This is a genomic window from Streptomyces sp. CWNU-52B (assembly GCF_047444975.1).
In the GTDB taxonomy this organism is placed as follows: domain Bacteria; phylum Actinomycetota; class Actinomycetes; order Streptomycetales; family Streptomycetaceae; genus Streptomyces.
In genome coordinates this window covers 68576-86119 of the sequence record NZ_JBLFJV010000007.1, presented here as the reverse complement: position 1 = coordinate 86119, position 17544 = coordinate 68576, and the positions used below count along the sequence as shown (strand labels likewise).

The window sequence follows — 17544 nt, the reverse complement described above, 5'->3', positions numbered from 1 at the left end:
GGCGCGGTGAGCTGGCGACGAGCGCTTAAGGACACCGCGCGCTCGGGGCTCGCCGTGGAGCGGACACGGCTCGAACCCCTCGTCGCGGTACGCGGAGCGGTGGGGCTCGCGATCGTGATCGCGGTGAGCCTGTGGGTCTTCGGTCCCGCCGTGGCCGCGAGTTCGGCGTTCGGCGCGTTCCAGGCGGCGATCGCGACGTTCCAGCGCAGCTGGCGCCCCCGCCCCGAACTGGCCCTGGCCTCCGGCACGAGCCTCGCCGTGTCCACGTTCCTCGCCTACCTCACGGTCTCCCAGGAGCCGCTCTTCCTCGCGCTGCTCGTGGTGTGGACGTTCGTGGCGGGGATGAGCTGGGCCGCGGGCCCGACCATCGGCCTGATCGCGACCTCGAACGTGGCGATCATGCTGGTCACGGTCACCCTGCCGACCTCCGTCGCCCAGGCCGCGGGCCACGCCGCCATGATGATCCTGGGCGGTGTCGTCCAGGCGGCGCTGATCGTGGTGTTCCCCGTACGGCGCTGGGGCGCCCACCGTGACGCGCTCGCCGACGCCCTGGCCGCCGAGGCGGACTACGCGCGCCGCCTGCGCCACGACCCCGTCGCGCCCTTCGACCCGCTGCCCCTGATGGAGGCCCGCAACGCGGCCGCCGTCACCCCCCGCCAGGCCCGCCGCCGGCCCGCCGAACTCCACGGCGCCCGCGGTGTCGCCGAGCGCATCCGCCCGGTCCTCGCCTCCCTCGCCGACCCGGCGACGGGCGTCCCGGTGGACGGTCACGCCCGCGACCGCGTCCGTGAACTGCTCGCCGCCGCCGGTGCCGTCCTCGACGTGGCGGCCCACGCGATCCGCCGGGGCGAGCGCGTGAACGTCCCGGCCGCGGCCCTGGCGACCTTCCGCACCCCGGACACCGGCAGCATCCTCACCGGCCGCCCCTACCGTGCGGCGGCCCGCCTCGACACCCTCCTCCAGGACGTGCTGGAAACGGCCGGCGGCAACACCCCGAAGGACCGGGAGAAGGCCCAGGACCCGTCGCTCCGCTCCCGCAGCCGCCCCACCCTCCTCACCCTGATCCCGACCGCGCTCACGTCCATGCGCAAGGAACTCCGCACGGCTTCCCCCATCACCCGCCACGCCACACGCGTGTCCGCGGTCGCCGCCGCCGGCTACGTCCTCGGCTCCGTGCTCCCCCTCGGCCACGGCTACTGGGCCCCGCTGACCTCGGTCATGGTCATGCGCCCGGACTTCTCCCAGACGTACAGCCGGGCGGTGGCGCGCCTCGGCGGCACCGTCGTCGGCGTGGCCGTGGCAACGGCCGTGGTGCGGCTGGCCGACCCGGGCACGTACCTCTCCGGCACCCTCGCCGTGGCGAGCGCCGCGCTGATGTACCTGCTCATGCGCACGGGCCAGTTCGCCGCCCAGGGCTGTATCGCGGCGTACGTCGTCTTCCTGCTCGGCATGGGCGGCGAACAGTGGACCCAGACCGTGCCCGAACGGGTCGTGCTGACCCTGCTCGGCGGACTGCTGGCGATGCTCGCGTACGCCGTCTACCCGGCGTGGGAGACCCCGCGCCTGCGCACCCGTCTCGCGGACTGGCTGGCGGCGCAGGGCAGTTACGCGGCGGTGGTCTTCGACGCCTACGCCGACCCGGCGCTGCGGAACGCGGCGGACGTACGGGAGGCCCTGCTCACCGCGCGCACCGCCCGCGCGTCCTGGCACACCGCCGTGGCGCGGGCCACCGCCGAGCCGGTCCGCCACCGGGGCCTGTCCAGGACCGCCGCCGACGACGCCGAGGACGCGGTGGCCCAACTGGGCCGTTTCGCGATGCTCCTGGAGGCCCATCTCCCGGAACGCGGCGCGAGTCCGGTCCCGAGAGCCGCCGCGCTCGCCGAGGCCCTGCGCGAGACCACCGAGCAGGGCGCCAAGGCCGTCCGCGAGCGCCGGATCCCCACGTGGGACGCGGTACGCACCGCGGTGGAGGCCTGGGACGCGGAGGACGCCGAGGTGACGAGCGGGAACCCCGGGGCGCCCGCCACCCCCGACAACGACACGTTCGTACGCGACGCCGCGCTCCGCGTCCTCGACGCCCTCATCGAGTTGTCCGAGGCCCTCGACAGCGCCGTACTGCCCATGACGCTCGACGGGACGGGATCGTCCACGAGGCCGCCGGACCCGGCGGACCCGCCGGACTCCGCCGCCCGAGAAGCCGAAGCCGGCGGTGTCAGGAACCCGGACTCGCCGTAGGCAGCCCGGACGGCAGGCTCCCGCCCTCGGACCTGGTGTACGTCTCCTCGCCGAAGCCTTCCCAGGTGACCTTCAGGGTCGTGGAGCTGACGGAGTCGACCATGCCCTCGGCGCGGTCCTTGTTCCCGTCGGTGCACTTCAGCGCGAGCATCCGCATGCCCCCGCTCTCCTCGGCGCCGCCGCTGCACACGGACCCGCTCGTCGAGAACAGCGCGGCCTGCTCGCCGGTGATCATCAGGGCCACGGCCTTGCCGTCCTTGGTGGTCAGCCAGCTGCCCTCCAACGCGTCGGCCTTGGCCGTACCGCCACCGGAGCTGTCGCTGGAGCCGTCACCGGAGCTCCCGCCGGTGTCCGCCGACCCGGTCGGCGCCGCGCTCGTCCCGGAGGGCGAGTCACCGCCACCGTCGTCGCCGTCACCGCTGCACCCCGTGGTCAGGACGAGCGCGGCAGTCAACGCCGCCGCCACGGCCGTGATCCGCCCCCGCTCGCGAGAGCGGATGGCCGAAGTCGCCGAAGTCGCCGAATTCACTGAAGCCCCCAGGGGTCTGGCCGGACGAGTCGCCGGTGGCGCCGATGCCACCGGAACGACCGCAGCAAGCTATCAGCCGTTCCTTTCGGCCTCCTGGGCGACGGGCGCGCCCCGAAAGGGGCGCGGGGAACCGCGCGGCCCGCCCCCACACACCCGCCCCCACACACCCGCCGCCGACACCCCAGCCGGACCCCCGCCGCCGACGCTCGCGCCTACCAGGAGGACTTCCGCACCCCCGGCAGGAACCCCTTGTGCGCCTGCTCGCGCAGATTCACGCGCGACAGCCCGAACGTCCGCAGATACCCGCGCGGCCGTCCGTCCACGCTGTCCCGGTTGCGTACGCGCGTGGCGCTGGCGTCGCGCGGCTGGCGCTCCAACTCCCGCCTGGCGTCCAGCCGTTCGGCGTCCGTCGAGGAGGGGCGGCGGACGATCTCCTTCAGCTCCGCCCGGCGCGCGGCGTACCGGGCGACGATCTCCCGGCGCTTCTCGTTCTTCGCGATCTTGCTCTTCTTGGCCATCAGACCCTCACCCCACGGGCGCGGATCCGGGCCACGGCGGCCTCGACGCCGAGGACGTCGACCGTCTTGATGCCCTTGGTGCTCAGCTTCAGCCGTACGTACCGGCCCTCGCTCGGCAGCCAGTAGCGCTTGCTCTGGATGTTGGGGTCGAAGCGGCGCGACGTACGCCGGTGCGAGTGGGAGATGGCGTTGCCGAAGCCCGGCCGGGCCCCGGTCAGCATGCAGTGCGCGGACATGGTGAGTGACGTACCTCTCTGTCTTTCCCTGTCTTGGGGTTATTGGTAATGGGATTCGTTTTCATATACTAGCCACATGGCACGCAACGAACTCCGCCCGGTCGTCAAACTCCGGTCCACGGCCGGGACCGGCTACACGTACGTCACCCGCAAGAACCGCCGCAACGACCCCGACCGGCTGACCCTGCGCAAGTACGACCCGGTCGCAGGCCGGCACGTCGACTTCCGAGAGGAGCGCTGAGCGTCATGCGCGAGGGAATCCACCCGGCGTACGGGCCCGTCGTCTTCCGGGACCGGGCCGCGAACCACGCCTTCCTGACCGGCTCGACCATGACGAGCGAGAAGACGATCGAGTGGGAGGACGGCAACACGTACCCGGTCGTCGACGTCGAGATCTCGAACGTGAGCCACCCCTTCTACACGGGCACGGCCCGCGTCCTGGACACGGCCGGCCGAGTGGAGCGCTTCGAGCGCCGCTTCGGCAGGCGCGACGGCGGGAGCGGCAGTGGGTACGGCAGCGGGCGCGACAGTGAGAGCGGGGGCCGCTGATGCTGTCCGTCGCCGTCGTCGGCGGGCTGCACGCCGATGCGCGCAGGCAGACGGTGGAGCGGCTGCTCGCCGAGGTGCCGGGTGCCGTGGCGCTGCACCACGACCTCGCGACGGCCGTGGAGGGGACGGTCGTCCGCACGGTCCGCGACCGCACCGGCATCGTCTCGGCCGGTGAGGCTCCGCTGGTCAACGACTGCGCGTGCTGCGCGCTGCGCGAGGACCTGGTCCCGGAGCTGGAGCGGCTCGCGGCGGACGGTCTGACCCGCCTGGCGGTCGTCGAGCTCTGGGACTCGGTCGAGCCCAAGGCGATGGCCGAGGTGGTCGCGGGCGCCGGACTCCGCCTCACCGGCGTGATCACCGCGGTCGACCCCGCCCTGGTGCTGCCCTGCCTGGGCAACGGCGACGACCTCGCCGACGTGGGCCTCGCCGCGGCCGCGACCGACCAGCGCACCGTCGCCGACACCTTCGCCCGGCAACTGGAGTACGCCCCGGTCCTGGCCCTCGTCGACTCGGCGGAGGCCGACGACGAGGACCACGCCCTGCTGGCCCAGCTCCACCCGACGGCCCGCCGGGTACCGATCCCGGCCGCCGCGGACGCAGGCACCGCTCCACCGATCGCGTCCTCGGCGCTCGCGGACGCCGCCCTCGCCGGGTTCGACGTGGAGGCCGCCGCCGCGGCCCAGCACCCGGCCTGCGCGCTCTTGCCGGCCGAGGCCGACGAGTGCGGGGTCGCCACCCTCGTATGGCACCGGTGCCGGCCGTTCCACCCGGAGCGGCTGTACGCGGCGCTGGAGGACCTGACCTGCTCCGCCGCCCGCAGCCGGGGGCGGTTCTGGCTCGCGGACCGGCCCGACACCCTGCTGCACTGGGACGCGGCCGGCGGCGCCCTGTGCGTGGAGGGCGCCGGGCCGTGGATGGCGTCCCTGCCGGACGCGGCGTGGGACCTGGTTCCCCCGGTGCGCCGGGCCGCCGCCGCGCTCGACTGGCACCCGGAGCACGGCGACCGCTGCCAGCACCTCGTCTTCACCTCGCCGGGCCTGGACCGCGACGGACTCGAACTCCTCCTGGAGTCCTGCCTGTTGACCGACGCGGAGTACGCCGGGGGCCGCACCGCCTGGCAGCGGCTCCGGCCCGCCTTCGACACCCTCCTGGAGGTCTGACCCATGGCCCGTGACCCCGGCCGCAAGCCGACGCCCCGTCCCAATCCGCTGGACGCGGCGAAGATCACGTACATCGACTACAAGGACACGGACCTGCTGCGGAGGTTCATCTCCGACCGCGGAAAGATTCGCAGTCGCAGGGTCACCCGGGTCTCCGCCCGTCAGCAGCGCCGGCTGGCCCGTGCGATCAAGAACGCCCGCGAGATGGCCCTGCTGCCGTACGCGTCGAGATAGCCGACCCCAACTGCCCCTGCGTACAAGGCGGCCCCGCCCTGCCCGGTGACTCATCGGGCAGGGCGGGGCCGTTTCGGAACAGGAGGGGCCCGGCGCGCGTCTCTTCCATGGACAGGGGGTGGCGCGGGAACGATTCGGGCTTCGCGACCGTCAAATGTGTAACCAGGAGAACACCCCCCGTGCACGTGCATCTGCCCATGCATCTGCATGTGAAGACAGCTATGATCCGGTGCAGTTGACCACTGCATCAATGGCAACAGACGCCAATGCACCACCGGGGAGCGACCTGTGGACCACGACGTGTACAACGGCATGGCTGCCACGGAGCTGCATGAGGCGGCCTGGCAGAAGAGCAGACACAGCAACTCGCAGGGTTCCTGCGTGGAGTTCGCCCGGCTGCCCGGCGGCGAGGTGGCCGTACGCAACTCGCGCTTCCCCGAGGGCCCGGCCCTCGTCTACACGCGCGCGGAGATCGAGGCCATGCTCCTGGGCATCAAGGACGGGGAGTTCGACCACCTGATAGCGGGCTGACGGCGGGCCGGCGGCGGGGGCCTTCGCGGCCGCCGGAGCCGTCGCGGCGGCTGTCGCGGACGCCGCCGCTCAGTGTGCGCCGGAGCCGGAGCCGGAGCCTTCGCCGACACCCGGGACGCGCGTAGAAACGCGACGCCGAAAGGCGCCGCGGTCCGTCACGCCGAAGATCCCAGCCGGAACAGCGCCCAGACGACCTTGCCGTTGAGCGAGCCGGCCAGCGGGTGCCATCCCCAGCCGTCGGCGAAGGACTCCACCAGGAACAGGCCACGTCCCGACTCCGCCGCGATGTCGTCGGAGTCGCCCGCGACCGGACTGTCGTGACTGGGGTCGCGCACCGCGCACACGAGTCTCCCGGTCCACCGCATCAGGTGCAGCCGCACGGGCTGGTCCTGGTCGGCCGGGCGGGGGGTGTCCGCGGGCAGCGCGTGCCGCAGCGCGTTGGTGACGAGTTCCGAGACCACCAGACAGACGTCGTCGAATCGGTTGCCCACGTCCCACTGGTCCAGGGTGCGGCGGGTGAACTGCCGGGCGTCGCGCACCGCTTCGTACCGGGGCGGGAGGGCGCAGGAGGCGGCGTTGGACACGGTCGAGGGATCCAGTGGCGGAAGCCCCTGCCTTAACGGCTCGAGCACGGTCGATCCATTCGTCCCCATGCGAGGCACTCCCGGGGTTCGCGGTCGTTGCGATGCAGCGGTGGCGCGAGACCATCGTTCCGAATGCGTTCAGCAGATGCAAGGGCAGATGCACGTGCACGCGCCCGAATTGACCATCCCGTGGCGCTTCTTGGTCATTTTTTCCGCCATCCGGCCGTCACATTTCTGGGTCTGGCTTGTCTTCTCCTTGTCGTTTCCTACGCATCTCCTTTGAAAGCTTGCCGTTTCTGTAACCGAACGAGTACTGCTTGAAGTGTTTTAGTGGCAGACTGCGGCCCTTGAAGACGGTTGGGGAGGCTGGCGAACGTGAGTACGCAGGAGTCGGGATCGGTGGTACGCCGCATGCTGCTCGGCTCGCACCTGAGGCGGCTGCGTGAATCGCGTGCGATCACCCGGGAGAAGGCCGGTTACTCGATCCGGGCCTCCGAATCGAAGATCAGCCGTATGGAGTTGGGCCGGGTGAGCTTCAAGACGAGGGACGTCGAGGATCTGCTGACGCTGTACGGGATCGCCGACGAGGCGGAGCGCAAGTCACTGCTGTCGCTCGCCAAGGAGGCCAATGTCGCGGGCTGGTGGCACAGTTACTCCGATGTTCTGCCCAGCTGGTTCCCGACCTATGTCGGCCTGGAGGGGGCTTCGGCCGTGATCCGGTCGTACGAGGTCCAGTTCGTGCACGGCCTGCTGCAGACCGAGGCGTACGCGCGCGCCGTCGTCGCCCGCGGGATGAAGGGCGCGAGCGGGGCCGACATCGAGCGGCGGGTGGCGCTGCGCATGGAGCGCCAGAAGTACCTCGTCTCGGAGAGCACGCCCGAGTTCCACGTGGTCCTCGACGAGGCCGCGCTGCGCCGGCCGTACGGCGACCGGGACGTGATGCGCGGTCAGCTCCAGCACCTCATCGACATCTCCCAGCGCCCCAACGTACGGCTCCAGGTCATGCCGTTCAGCTTCGGCGGGCACGCGGGGGAGAGCGGCGCCTTCACGGTGCTCAGCTTCCCCGAGTCCGATCTGTCCGACGTGGTGTATCTGGAGCAGCTCACCAGCGCGCTGTATCTGGACAAGCGCGAGGACGTCGCCCAGTACGAGAAGGCGATGAAGGAGCTGCAGCAGGACAGTCCGGGCCCCGACGAGAGCCGCGACTTGCTCAGAGGACTGCTCCAACTCTCTTGAAACGTCAGTACGATGACTCGTGATCAGACCGTGAAGACGCGTGAAGGCGCGTGAAGTCGATCGGGCTGTCGCCTTGGGCAGCACGGGGCTGTGACAAGGGATCGCGGCAAGGGGATTGAGGGATCACATGTCGTCCTACTTCACCGACCTGGCTCAGCAGTACATCGACGGCCGATGGCGACCGGGTACCGGCTCCTGGGACATCATCGACTTCAATCCCTACGACGGCGAGAAGCTCGCCTCGATCACGATAGCCACCGCCGACGAGGTGGATCAGGCCTACCGGGCCGCCGCCCGCGCCCAGCGGGACTGGGCGGCGACGAACCCGTACACGCGCCGTGCCGTGTTCGAGAAGGTCCTGCGGATCGTCGAGGAGCGCGAGCCGGAGATCACCGAGGTGATCGTCGCGGAGCTCGGCGGCACGCGGCTGAAGGCCGGCTTCGAACTGCACCTCGCGAAGGAGTTCCTGCGCGAGGCGGTCAACCTCGCGCTGCGGCCCGAGGGCAGGATCCTGCCCTCGCCCGGTGACGGCAAGGAGAACCGCCTCTACCGCGTCCCGGTCGGCGTCGTCGGTGTGATCAGCCCCTTCAACTTCCCGTTCCTGCTGTCGCTGAAGTCCGTGGCGCCCGCCCTGGCGCTCGGCAACGGCGTGGTCCTCAAGCCGCACCAGAACACCCCGATCGTGGGCGGTTCCCTGGTCGCGAAGATCTTCGAGGACGCGGGTCTGCCGGCCGGTCTGCTCAACGTCGTGATCACCGACATCGCGGAGATCGGCGACGCGTTCATCGAGCACCCGGTCCCGAAGGTCATCTCCTTCACCGGCTCCGACAAGGTCGGCCGCCACGTCGCCACCGTCTGCGCCTCGCACTTCAAGCGCGCCGTCCTCGAACTGGGCGGCAACAGCGCGCTGGTGGTACTCGACGACGCGGACGTCGACTACGCCGTGGACGCCGCCGTCTTCAGCCGGTTCGTGCACCAGGGCCAGGTCTGCATGGCGGCGAACCGGGTCCTGGTGGACCGGTCCGTCGAGGCGGAGTTCACCGAGAAGTTCGTCGCCAAGGTCAGGACGCTGAAGGTCGGCGACCCGAGCGACCCGGAGACCGTCATCGGCCCGCTCATCAACTCCTCGCAGGCGGACGCCGTCTCGGCCGTCGTGGACCAGGCGCTCGCCCAGGGCGCGACCGCCCTCGTGCACGGCACCACCACCGACAACCTCGTCGGGCCGACGGTCCTGACGGGCCTGCCCGCCGACTCCGCCATCCTCCGGCAGGAGATCTTCGGCCCCGTGGCGCTCCTCGTCCCGTTCGACGGCGAGGAGGAGGCGGTCCGGATCGTCAACGACACCCCGTACGGACTGAGCGGCGCCGTGCACACCGCGGACGTCGAGCGCGGCGTCTCCTTCGCCAAGCGGATCGACACGGGCATGTTCCACGTGAACGACGGCACCGTGCACGACGAGCCGCTGGTCGCCTTCGGCGGCGAGAAGTCCTCGGGCACCGGCCGCCTGAACGGCGAGGCGACGGTGGAGGCGTTCACGACCCAGAAGTGGATCTCGGTACAGCACGGCCGCAGCTTCTTCCCGTTCTGACCGCCGCCTCCGGTCCCGTCCGGTCCCCCTTCCGGGGCCCGGACCGGCCGGGCCAGTCGCCCGGGGCGGGCGGGGGCACCCTACGCTTGACAACATGTCAGCGATCCGCCTTCTCGTCCTGGGTGCCGTACGGCAGCACGGCCGGGCCCATGGCTATCAAGTGCGCAACGACCTGGAGTACTGGGGCGCGCACGAGTGGTCCAACGCCAAGCCGGGCTCGATCTATCACGCGCTCAAGCAGATGGCGAAGCAGGGCATGCTGATCGCCCACGAGATCGCGCCCTCCACGGCCGGCGGCCCGCCGCGCACGGAGTACGAGATCACTCAGAAGGGCACCCAGGAGTACTTCACCCTCCTGCGCGCGTCCCTGACCTCGTACGACCAGAAACCGGACATCCTCTCGGCGGCCCTCGGCTTCGTGGTGGACCTCCGCCGAGATGAGGCGCTCGACCTCCTGGAGGAGCGGGTGCGCGGCATCGAGGAGTGGCGCACGGCCGTCACCGAGCACTACGTACCGGAGGACGGCCCCGAACAGCTCGGTCACATCGGCGAGATCATGAACTTCTGGGTCCACTCCGCCGACACGGGCGCCGAGTGGACCCGCGGCCTGATCCAGCGCATCAAGGGCGGCGCGTACCGCTTCGCGGGCGAGGAAGGTGAGCCGTTCGTGGGGGTACTCGCGGAGGGCGAGAAGAACCCGTACGCCTAGGTCAGCGCGCGGAGCGCTTGAGGGGACCGACGAAGGCCGCCCAGGCGGGGGCGGCGACGACGAGGGCCGGCGCGAGGCGAGCCGGGGGCGCTCTCCTCAGTGGTGGAAGCCCGTCGCCGCCCCCTTGTCCCGTGCCAGTGGTCCCGGCTGGCGGCGCAGTTCCGGCAGCAGGCGGGCCAGGTCCTCCGTGAACAGCTGGGCCAGGTCGGACGAGAAGCCGTTGCGGCAGACCACCCGCAGGACGGACAGGTCCTCCCGGTTGGCGGGGAAGGTGTACGCGGGCAGCAGCCAGCCACGCTCCCTCATGCGGCGCGACACGTCGAAGACGTCGAACGCCGTGACGTCCGGGGCCGTGGTGAAGGCGAACACCGGCAACTGGTCGCCCCGGGTGAGGAGTCGGAAGTCGTCCATCGCCCCGATCCGCTCGGCGAGGCCCCGGGCCACGTCCCGGGTCGTCTGCTGGACCGCCCGGTAACCCTCACGGCCCAGGCGCAGGAACGTGTAGTACTGCGCCACCACCTGGGCCCCGGGCCGGGAGAAGTTGAGCGCGAAGGTCGGCATGTCGCCGCCCAGGTAGTTCACCCGGAAGACCAGCTCGTCCGGCAGCTCGGCGGCCGAGCGCCACAGCGCCCAGCCGACGCCCGGGTAGACCAGCCCGTACTTGTGCCCCGAGGTGTTGATCGAGGCGACCCGCGGCAGCCGGAAGTCCCAGACCAGGTCCTCGTCCACGAAGGGGGCGACCATCGCGCCGGACGCGCCGTCCACATGGACGGGGATGTCCAGTCCCGTTCGCGACTGCAACTCATCCAGTGCGGAGCAGAGTTCGGCGATCGGCTCGTACGACCCGTCGAAGGTGGAGCCGAGGATGCCGACGACCCCGATGGTGTTCTCGTCGCACAGCTCGGCGGCGGCCCGCGGGTCGAGGTGGAAGCGGTCGCCCTCCATGGGCACCTGGCGCGCCTCCACCTCCCAGAAGTTGCAGAACTTCTCCCAGCAAACTTGCACGTTGATACCCATGACGAGGTTCGGGCGGGCTCCCGGCCCCGGATACCGGTCCGCGTTCCGCCTGGTCCAGCGGCGCTTGAGGGCCATGCCCGCGAGCATGCACGCCTCGCTGGACCCCGTCGTCGAACAGCCCACCGCGGCGGACGGATCCGGCGCGTTCCACAGGTCGGCGAGCATCGCCACGCACCGGCGCTCCAGCTCGGCCGTGCGCGGGTACTCGTCCTTGTCGATCATGTTCTTGTCCCGGCACTCGCCGAGCAGCACATCGGCCTGCGGCTCCATCCACGTGGTGACGAAGGTCGCGAGGTTGAGGCGCGAGTTGCCGTCCAGCATCAGCTCGTCGTGGACCAGCTGGTAGGCGGTGGAGGGCGTCAGCGGTCCCTCGGGCAGCCGGTGCTGCGGCGGGGCCTGCGTCATCCCGCCGACCGGATTCGCCTCCCCGTAGAAGGGGTTGACGGTCGAGGGGAACCTGTCGTCGTCGGACTTCGCGGGGCCTTTGTGCAGCGGCATGATGCCTCCTGTCCTCGGGGCGGGCGTCAGGATGTCCGTGCGTACGGACATCCTGACGCCCGGACGCCCGGTAAGGGGCGTCCGCAACGGCGGGCGCCCCTTACCGCAAGGGTCGCGCTATTCCTTCACCATCACCACGGCCGTGCCGTACGCGCACACCTCGGTGCCGACGTCGGCCGCCTCCGTCACATCGAACCGGAACATCAGCACACCGTTGGCGCCGCGCGCCCGTGCCTGCTCGACGAGCCGTTCCATCGCCTGGTTGCGGGTCTCCACCAGCGTCTTGGTGAGGCCCTTCAGCTCGCCGCCGATCATCGACTTCAGTCCCGCGCCGATCTGACTGCCCAGATGCCTGGAGCGGACGGTCAGCCCGAAGACCTCACCGATGACCTGCTCGACCCGGTACCCGGGTACGTCGTTCGTCGTCACGACCAGCACGTCGGGCGCGGGGCCCTGACCGCCGCCGTATTCTTCGATACCCATGGCTCACAGCTTTGTCCCAGTCGGGGCACAGTGCATCCCGTAGGAGCCAGTGGAACCTGGCCACGTCGTGGCACGTTGATAACTTTGGTCGGCCACACCTGCGCCTGCCGCCGAATCCACCACCCCCAGGAGCCCCGGAATCGTGACGACGTTCGCCCTTGGCCCGAGCTGGATGGATCCGGACTACTTGCTCGACTCGTTCGGCATCTGGGGCTTGCTCCTGATCGTCTTCGCCGAGTCCGGCCTGCTCATCGGGTTCTTCCTGCCGGGTGACTCGCTGCTGTTCACGGCGGGCATGCTGATCACCGCCAACACCCTGGACTTCCCGCTGTGGGGCGCCATCGCCCTGATCTGTGTCGCCGCGATCCTCGGCGACCAGGCGGGCTACATGTTCGGCAAGAAGGTCGGTCCTTCGCTCTTCACCCGGCCGGACTCCCGCCTCTTCAAGCAGGAGAACGTCACCAAGGCACACGAGTTCTTCGAGAAGCACGGCCCGAAGTCGCTGGTACTGGCCCGTTTCGTGCCCATCGTGCGCACGTTCACGCCGATCATCGCCGGCGTCAGCGGCATGAAGTACCGCTCGTTCCTGATCTTCAACGTGATCGGCGGCGTCCTCTGGGGCGCCGGTGTCACGCTGCTCGGCTCCTGGCTCGGCAGCATCGACTTCGTCCACGAGAACATCGAGCCGATCCTGCTCCTGATCGTCTTCATCTCGGTGGTCCCGATCATCATCGAGTTCCTGCGGGCCCGCGGTAAGTCGAACAAGTCGAAGAACGACACGGCGCAGACCTCCGAGCCCCAGAGCGCCCCCGTGCCCTCGGCCGCCCCCCTCATGGACGACCGCACCGCCCAGCTCCGCCAGATCCCGCAGACCCACCAGAACGGCTACGACCAGCGGTACGACCAGCAGAACCAGGGCTACGGCGACCAGCACCAGGGCTACGGCGACCAGAACCACCAGAACGACCAGTACGGCAACCAGAGCCAGGACTACTACCAGCAGGGCCAACAGCAGCCGTACGGCAACGAGCCGTACGCCCCCCAGTACCCCCAGCAGCAGTACCCCGAGGACCAGCAGCAGTACCAGCAGAGCCCGCAGCAGCCGTACCCGTACGGCCAGGAGTACCCGAGGAACTGAGCAGGCCGGGTAGGCGAACCCGAACCCCGTGCCCCGAAGGGGCGCGGGGAACCGCGCGCCCGGCCACGGCGGACCGGCAGCCGAACACCGGCCGTCGGCCGACCCGCCTCGGAACCCGCCCGCCTCAGAACCCGCGGGTGCGCTTCGCCGCCCGCCGCGCCCCCGCCGTGGCCCCCGGCAGCCGCAGGAACAGCCGGGAGATCTCCGACCCCAGGTTCATCCCGATCGCGATGGCCATCGCCAGCGCGGCCGCCTTGGTGAGCGACACCAGCCCCTCGTCCACGTCGTTCTGGGCGATGGCGAGCAGCCCGAAGTACGTGGCGGAGCCCGGCAGCAGCGGCCCGATCGCGGCGGTCGTGTACGGCAGCGCGGACGCGAACCGGTAGCGCGACATCAGCTGCCCGAACAGCCCCACCAGCCCGGCCGCCACGGCCGTCGAGGCGACCGGTGAGATCTCGCCCGCGTAGTGCATCGCGCCGTACACGCTCCACGCGACCCCGCCGTTGAGGGTCACTATCAGCACGGTGGATCGTTCCTGCTGGAGCAGGACCGCGAAGGCGAGCGTCAGGAGCATCGACGCGGCGATCTGCCACAGGGGCCGCTGCGCGGACTTCAGGGCCGCGTCCGGGTTGAGCTCGGCGCCCAGCGTCACACCGAAGTACAGGATCACCAGGACCCCGATGACGATGCCGACGTAGAAGTACATGACCTCCAGGAGCCGGGCCGCCGCGGTGATGTAGTAACCGGTCAGCCCGTCCTGCACGCCCGCCACCAGCGCCCGTCCGGGCAGCAGCGCGAACAGCCCACCGGTGATCACCGCGGACGCCCGCACGTCGACGTGCGCCACCGTGAGCGCGGCACCCATCGCGGCGGCCGGCATCGCGGCCACCGTGAACTGGTAGAACTCCGGCAGCCCGCGCCCCGCGCACAGCCACGCCAGCCGGTCGCCCAGCATCGCGCCGACCGCCGCCGCGACGAACACGATCAGATCACCGCCGACGAGCACGGAGGCCGCGCCCGCGAGCAGCCCGGTGGCGAGGGTCAGCACCCAGCCGCTGTACGGGTGCCGGTTGCGGCGGATCTCCGCGAGCCGCCGGTAGGACTCCTCCAGGGACACCTCGGTCTCGTCGTCGCTGATGTCGTCGACGAGCTGGTACACGGCCGCCAGCCGCGTGTAGTCGGTGCCCCGGCGCCGCACGGTCCGCGACGCGGTCACCGGATCGTCGACCAGCGACGGCTGGTACGAGATGGACAGCAGCGTGAAGGTGACACCCGGCTCGCAGCGGTCGAGGCCGTAGGAACGGCAGACGGCGAACATCGCCGCCTCCACGTCCTCGGCGCCCTCACCGCCCGCGAGCAGCAACTCCCCGACGCGCAGGGTCAGGTCGAGGACGCGCGGCACGGCCGGACCCTCGTCCTCCGTCTTCTGCACGATCTCCGGCACGGGCCGCTCGGCGACCGGCATGCGCAGCATCGTGCGCATCCGGTCCTGCCAGGGCGTGTCCGTGGTCAGATCGACCCGCGGAATGCCCCCGGGCGGGGTGAAGGCGAGCGGCGCCCGCCGGGAGCCGCCGTACGTCCGCGGAGTGCTGAACGCCGACCCCTCGGACTCGGCGGCGGCGCTGGTGTGCGTCTGCGAGACGTCGTAACCACTGGGCAGCGCGAACTCGGACGTCGTCGACGACTCCTCCTCGACCGGCGGTGCCTGCGCCACCACACCGCTCGGCGGGACGAACGCGCTGCGCGCCTCGTCCGACGGCGGCTTACGGTCCTCGGCCTCCGGCTCAGTCACCCACTGCTCCCGCACCCATCCGCTCCCGGTCGCACCTCCAGTACGCCCAGTATGCGCACCATCACACAAACCGACACACAAACGGGCCGCGCGCCCCGGTCGAGGTCGCGCGGCCCGCAGGAGAACGAGGGGTCAGTGACCGCCGGTCTCCTTGAAGCGCTTGTACGACCGCTCGATCTCGGCCTCGGCGTCCGTACGGCCCACCCAGTTGGCACCCTCGACGGACTTGCCCGGCTCAAGGTCCTTGTAGACCTCGAAGAAGTGCTGGATCTCCAGACGGTCGAACTCCGACACGTGGTGGATGTCCCGCAGGTGCTCCACGCGCGGGTCGTGCGCGGGAACGCACAGCAGCTTGTCGTCGCCGCCGGCCTCGTCCGTCATACGGAACATGCCGATCGTGCGGCACTGGATGAGGCAACCGGGGAAGGTCGGCTCGTCCAGGATGACCAGGGCGTCCAGCGGGTCGCCGTCCTCGCCGAGAGTGTTCTCGACGAAGCCGTAGTCGGCCGGGTAGCTGGTCGAGGTGAAGAGGCGACGGTCCAGACGGATCCGACCGGTCTCGTGGTCCACCTCGTACTTGTTCCGTGAACCCTTCGGAATCTCGATCGTGACGTCGAACTCCACCGGTGGCTCCTCCATGATCAGCACATAGTTCTGGTGGTTAAGTGTCCCTCACGCAGGTGTGTGATCGCGAAAGGGGCTGGTGGTCGTGCCAGAGCTGAAGGCTTGGCGGGCCGCGAGACCGCATGTGGTGCGGATCGCGCGATCCGTGAGACCGCAACTCGGGCGGGCCGCGGCGGCCGTGAAGCCACCGCTCGACCGGGCCGCAGGAGCCGTGAAGCCGCTGGTCAGCCGGGCGACGGAGGCTGTCGGGCCGTTGGTCGGGCGGCTGTCGACCGTGCAGTTCACGGCGGGCGCCGCCACCCTAGGACTCGTCGTCGCGGCCACCGTGGTCAGCACGACCGGACCCTGGGACTCCACCGGTCAGCGTACGGCGGAGCGCGACCGGGCCGCATCGTGGGAGCGGGCAGGTGGCACAGATCACGGCCAGGTGCCCGGTACGTCCGGAAAGGCGCCGGCGCCCGCACCCAGCGCCCTGTCCGTGCTCGCCGGTCTCGGCCGCGCCAAGGGCTCCGTACCCGCCCCCGGCGAGGGTGCTCTGGCGGACGTCCTGGGACCGCTGCTCGCCGACCCCGCGCTGGGATCGGACCGTACGGGCGCCGTCGTCGACATGACCACCGGCGAACGTCTGTTCGGCAGAGGGGCGGACGACCCGCTGACCCCGGCCTCCACCACGAAGATCGCCACGGCGGTCGCGGCGCTCGGCGCGGCCGGCCCCGACCACCGCATCACCACCAGGACGGTCCTCGAACCCGGCACCGAGGAGGTCGTCCTCGTCGGCGGCGGAGACCCGACGCTGACCGCCCGCGCGCAGGCGAACGGCGACGCGAGCCTGCGCGCCCTGGCCGACGACACGGCCCGCGCCCTCAAGAACCGCACCAGCGGCAAGGGCGGCGGCAAGGGCGGCAAGGCCCCCGAGGTGACGCTCTCGTACGACACCTCGCTGTACGAGGGAAGCGAGGTGCACCCCATCGGCCCCAACACCAACCTCGCCCCGGTCACCGCCCTGATGGCCGACGAGGGCCGCCTGGACGACTCCTCCAGCGGCCCCGCGGACCGCAGCGCGGACCCGGCGGCCGACGCGGCGAAGAAGTTCGCGGAGTTCCTGGCGGACCGCGGCGTCCGGACCACCGTGCCCGGCCACTCCAAGGCGACCGACCGCGCCGAGGACCTCGCCGAGGTGCAGTCGCCGCCCCTGTCGGCCCTGGTCGAACGCATGCTGACCAGCAGCGACAACGACATCGCCGAGGCCCTCGCCCGCCAGAGCGCCCTCGTCTCCGGCGAACCGGCGAGCTTCGACGGCGGCGCCGCGGCGACCCGCGCCGAGCTGAAGAAGCTCGGGCTACCGCTCAAGGGCGCGCGGTTCGCGGACGGCAGCGGCCTGGACCGCGCGGACAAGCTCACCGCGGACCTGCTCACGGCCCTGCTGACCAAGGCCGCGGACCCGGACCGCCCCGAGCTGCGCCCGGTCCTCACCGGCCTCCCCGTCGCCGGCTTCACCGGCACCCTCAGCACGCGGTACGCGGGACAGCCCGGCACCGGCCTCGTACGGGCCAAGACGGGCACCCTGACCGGCGTGCACACGCTGGCGGGCACGGTCGTGGACAAGGACGGCCACCTCCTGGCCTTCGCCTTCCTGACCGAATCCGACCCACCCACGAACCCCACAACGACCCAGCAGGCCCTGGACACCCTGGCCTCGACCTTGGCAACCTGCGGCTGCAACTGAGCCCACACCGCCCCCGTCAGTGGCGCTGCGCCAGAGGGGGCAGCACCGGCCACCAAGGAGCGCGGGGAACTGCGCGCCCGGCCACAGCGCACCCGCAGCCGATCGACGCAGCCGCACCCCCACTGCTGCGGCCACAGGTGCCTCCTCTGACGAGCCC

Annotated in this window: 19 protein-coding genes; 11 read left to right on the top strand and 8 right to left on the bottom strand. The window is 71.0% G+C overall.

What is annotated here, in order from left to right; genetic code table 11:
- The first annotated feature begins 6 nt into the window (after positions 1-6).
- A complete protein-coding gene (locus ACLVWQ_RS09890) occupies positions 7-2235 on the top strand; it encodes an FUSC family protein (protein WP_414107927.1) in 2229 nt (742 codons plus the stop codon).
- Here the strand turns inward: ACLVWQ_RS09890 and ACLVWQ_RS09885 are convergent.
- From ACLVWQ_RS09885 to rpmB, 3 genes are all read right to left on the bottom strand, one after another.
- Positions 2213-2701 carry a hypothetical protein gene (locus ACLVWQ_RS09885; RefSeq protein ID WP_414107926.1) on the bottom strand — a complete coding sequence of 163 codons (489 nt, stop codon included), beginning with the start codon at positions 2699-2701 and terminating at the stop codon, positions 2213-2215. The two genes, ACLVWQ_RS09890 and ACLVWQ_RS09885, sit on opposite strands and share 23 nt — an antisense overlap.
- A 275-nt stretch (positions 2702-2976) precedes the next feature.
- A complete protein-coding gene (gene rpsN, locus ACLVWQ_RS09880; RefSeq protein ID WP_414107925.1) occupies positions 2977-3282 on the bottom strand; it encodes a 30S ribosomal protein S14 in 306 nt (101 codons plus the stop codon).
- Positions 3282-3518, bottom strand: a complete 237-nt coding sequence (gene rpmB, locus ACLVWQ_RS09875) for a 50S ribosomal protein L28 (protein ID WP_414107924.1) — start codon at positions 3516-3518, stop codon at positions 3282-3284. Before rpmB ends, rpsN begins: the two co-directional genes overlap by 1 nt.
- 76 nt (positions 3519-3594) lie before the next feature.
- Between rpmB and rpmG the strand changes: the two genes are divergently transcribed.
- The 5 genes from rpmG to ACLVWQ_RS09850 all read left to right on the top strand — a co-directional run bounded on the left by rpmG (position 3595) and on the right by ACLVWQ_RS09850 (position 5992).
- Positions 3595-3759 (top strand): 50S ribosomal protein L33, encoded by a 165-nt coding sequence (gene rpmG / locus ACLVWQ_RS09870; RefSeq protein ID WP_100568502.1) that lies wholly within the window; start codon positions 3595-3597, stop codon positions 3757-3759.
- 5 nt (positions 3760-3764) lie between these two features.
- A complete protein-coding gene (locus tag ACLVWQ_RS09865; RefSeq protein ID WP_414107922.1) occupies positions 3765-4067 on the top strand; it encodes a type B 50S ribosomal protein L31 in 303 nt (100 codons plus the stop codon).
- The gene (locus tag ACLVWQ_RS09860) at positions 4067-5227 is read left to right on the top strand and encodes a GTP-binding protein (RefSeq protein WP_414107920.1); all 1161 of its coding nucleotides are present in this window, start codon (positions 4067-4069) and stop codon (positions 5225-5227) included. The genes ACLVWQ_RS09865 and ACLVWQ_RS09860 overlap by 1 nt, the downstream gene beginning before the upstream one ends.
- Positions 5228-5230: 3 nt before the next feature.
- Positions 5231-5461, top strand: a complete 231-nt coding sequence (gene rpsR / locus ACLVWQ_RS09855) for a 30S ribosomal protein S18 (protein ID WP_414107919.1) — start codon at positions 5231-5233, stop codon at positions 5459-5461.
- Between the two features lie 312 nt (positions 5462-5773).
- Complete coding sequence (locus tag ACLVWQ_RS09850; protein ID WP_414108098.1) at positions 5774-5992, top strand: DUF397 domain-containing protein; 219 nt, start codon at positions 5774-5776, stop codon at positions 5990-5992.
- Between the two features lie 155 nt (positions 5993-6147).
- Here ACLVWQ_RS09850 and ACLVWQ_RS09845 read toward each other — a convergent pair whose 3' ends face one another.
- The gene (locus ACLVWQ_RS09845) at positions 6148-6645 is read right to left on the bottom strand and encodes an ATP-binding protein (protein ID WP_414107918.1); all 498 of its coding nucleotides are present in this window, start codon (positions 6643-6645) and stop codon (positions 6148-6150) included.
- 342 nt (positions 6646-6987) lie between these two features.
- Here ACLVWQ_RS09845 and ACLVWQ_RS09840 point away from each other — a divergent pair, with 342 nt between their 5' ends.
- The 3 genes from ACLVWQ_RS09840 to ACLVWQ_RS09830 all read left to right on the top strand — a co-directional run bounded on the left by ACLVWQ_RS09840 (position 6988) and on the right by ACLVWQ_RS09830 (position 10109).
- Positions 6988-7812 carry a helix-turn-helix domain-containing protein gene (locus tag ACLVWQ_RS09840; RefSeq protein WP_414108097.1) on the top strand — a complete coding sequence of 275 codons (825 nt, stop codon included), beginning with the start codon at positions 6988-6990 and terminating at the stop codon, positions 7810-7812.
- 127 nt (positions 7813-7939) lie between these two features.
- Positions 7940-9400: an aldehyde dehydrogenase family protein gene (locus tag ACLVWQ_RS09835; RefSeq protein WP_414107916.1), complete on the top strand. Its 1461-nt coding sequence runs from the start codon at positions 7940-7942 to the stop codon at positions 9398-9400.
- A gap of 94 nt (positions 9401-9494) precedes the next feature.
- Positions 9495-10109 carry a PadR family transcriptional regulator gene (locus ACLVWQ_RS09830; protein ID WP_414107915.1) on the top strand — a complete coding sequence of 205 codons (615 nt, stop codon included), beginning with the start codon at positions 9495-9497 and terminating at the stop codon, positions 10107-10109.
- 96 nt (positions 10110-10205) lie between these two features.
- Here the strand turns inward: ACLVWQ_RS09830 and ACLVWQ_RS09825 are convergent, their stop codons facing one another.
- Together ACLVWQ_RS09825 and ACLVWQ_RS09820 are read right to left on the bottom strand one after the other, a co-directional pair.
- On the bottom strand, positions 10206-11624 hold the full coding sequence (locus ACLVWQ_RS09825) for a glutamate decarboxylase (protein ID WP_414107914.1): 1419 nt from the start codon (positions 11622-11624) through the stop codon (positions 10206-10208).
- A gap of 117 nt (positions 11625-11741) precedes the next feature.
- Entirely contained in the window at positions 11742-12107 is a 366-nt protein-coding gene (locus ACLVWQ_RS09820; RefSeq protein ID WP_414107913.1) for a YbjQ family protein, read from the bottom strand.
- A gap of 142 nt (positions 12108-12249) precedes the next feature.
- Between ACLVWQ_RS09820 and ACLVWQ_RS09815 the strand changes: the two genes are divergently transcribed.
- Positions 12250-13245, top strand: a complete 996-nt coding sequence (locus tag ACLVWQ_RS09815) for a DedA family protein (RefSeq protein ID WP_414107912.1) — start codon at positions 12250-12252, stop codon at positions 13243-13245.
- A 124-nt stretch (positions 13246-13369) separates the two neighbouring features.
- On the opposite strand, the gene ACLVWQ_RS09810 is transcribed toward ACLVWQ_RS09815, so the two are convergent.
- Both ACLVWQ_RS09810 and ACLVWQ_RS09805 read right to left on the bottom strand, forming a co-directional pair.
- Positions 13370-15037, bottom strand: coding sequence for a threonine/serine ThrE exporter family protein (locus ACLVWQ_RS09810; RefSeq protein WP_414107911.1), 1668 nt, complete (start codon positions 15035-15037; stop codon positions 13370-13372).
- 132 nt (positions 15038-15169) lie between these two features.
- Positions 15170-15661, bottom strand: a complete 492-nt coding sequence (locus ACLVWQ_RS09805; protein WP_033321679.1) for an inorganic diphosphatase — start codon at positions 15659-15661, stop codon at positions 15170-15172.
- Between the two features lie 79 nt (positions 15662-15740).
- On the opposite strand from ACLVWQ_RS09805, the gene dacB reads away from it, so the two are divergent.
- Positions 15741-17387 carry a D-alanyl-D-alanine carboxypeptidase/D-alanyl-D-alanine-endopeptidase gene (gene dacB, locus ACLVWQ_RS09800; RefSeq protein WP_414107910.1) on the top strand — a complete coding sequence of 549 codons (1647 nt, stop codon included), beginning with the start codon at positions 15741-15743 and terminating at the stop codon, positions 17385-17387.
- The last annotated feature ends 157 nt before the right edge of the window (positions 17388-17544 follow it).

Bases quoted from the DNA above. Each gene is read 5' to 3' on its own strand.
- ACLVWQ_RS09825 (WP_414107914.1), bottom strand. From the start codon at position 11,624: ATGCCGCTGCACAAAGGCCCCGCGAAGTCCGACGACGACAGGTTCCCC.
- rpsN (WP_414107925.1), bottom strand. From the start codon at position 3,282: ATGGCCAAGAAGAGCAAGATCGCGAAGAACGAGAAGCGCCGGGAGATC.
- rpsR (WP_414107919.1), top strand. From the start codon at position 5,231: ATGGCCCGTGACCCCGGCCGCAAGCCGACGCCCCGTCCCAATCCGCTG.
- ACLVWQ_RS09830 (WP_414107915.1), top strand. From the start codon at position 9,495: ATGTCAGCGATCCGCCTTCTCGTCCTGGGTGCCGTACGGCAGCACGGC.
- ACLVWQ_RS09835 (WP_414107916.1), top strand. From the start codon at position 7,940: ATGTCGTCCTACTTCACCGACCTGGCTCAGCAGTACATCGACGGCCGA.
- ACLVWQ_RS09845 (WP_414107918.1), bottom strand. From the start codon at position 6,645: ATGGGGACGAATGGATCGACCGTGCTCGAGCCGTTAAGGCAGGGGCTT.
- ACLVWQ_RS09850 (WP_414108098.1), top strand. From the start codon at position 5,774: ATGGCTGCCACGGAGCTGCATGAGGCGGCCTGGCAGAAGAGCAGACAC.
- ACLVWQ_RS09820 (WP_414107913.1), bottom strand. From the start codon at position 12,107: ATGGGTATCGAAGAATACGGCGGCGGTCAGGGCCCCGCGCCCGACGTG.
- rpmB (WP_414107924.1), bottom strand. From the start codon at position 3,518: ATGTCCGCGCACTGCATGCTGACCGGGGCCCGGCCGGGCTTCGGCAAC.
- ACLVWQ_RS09840 (WP_414108097.1), top strand. From the start codon at position 6,988: ATGCTGCTCGGCTCGCACCTGAGGCGGCTGCGTGAATCGCGTGCGATC.
- rpmG (WP_100568502.1), top strand. From the start codon at position 3,595: ATGGCACGCAACGAACTCCGCCCGGTCGTCAAACTCCGGTCCACGGCC.
- ACLVWQ_RS09865 (WP_414107922.1), top strand. From the start codon at position 3,765: ATGCGCGAGGGAATCCACCCGGCGTACGGGCCCGTCGTCTTCCGGGAC.
- ACLVWQ_RS09860 (WP_414107920.1), top strand. From the start codon at position 4,067: ATGCTGTCCGTCGCCGTCGTCGGCGGGCTGCACGCCGATGCGCGCAGG.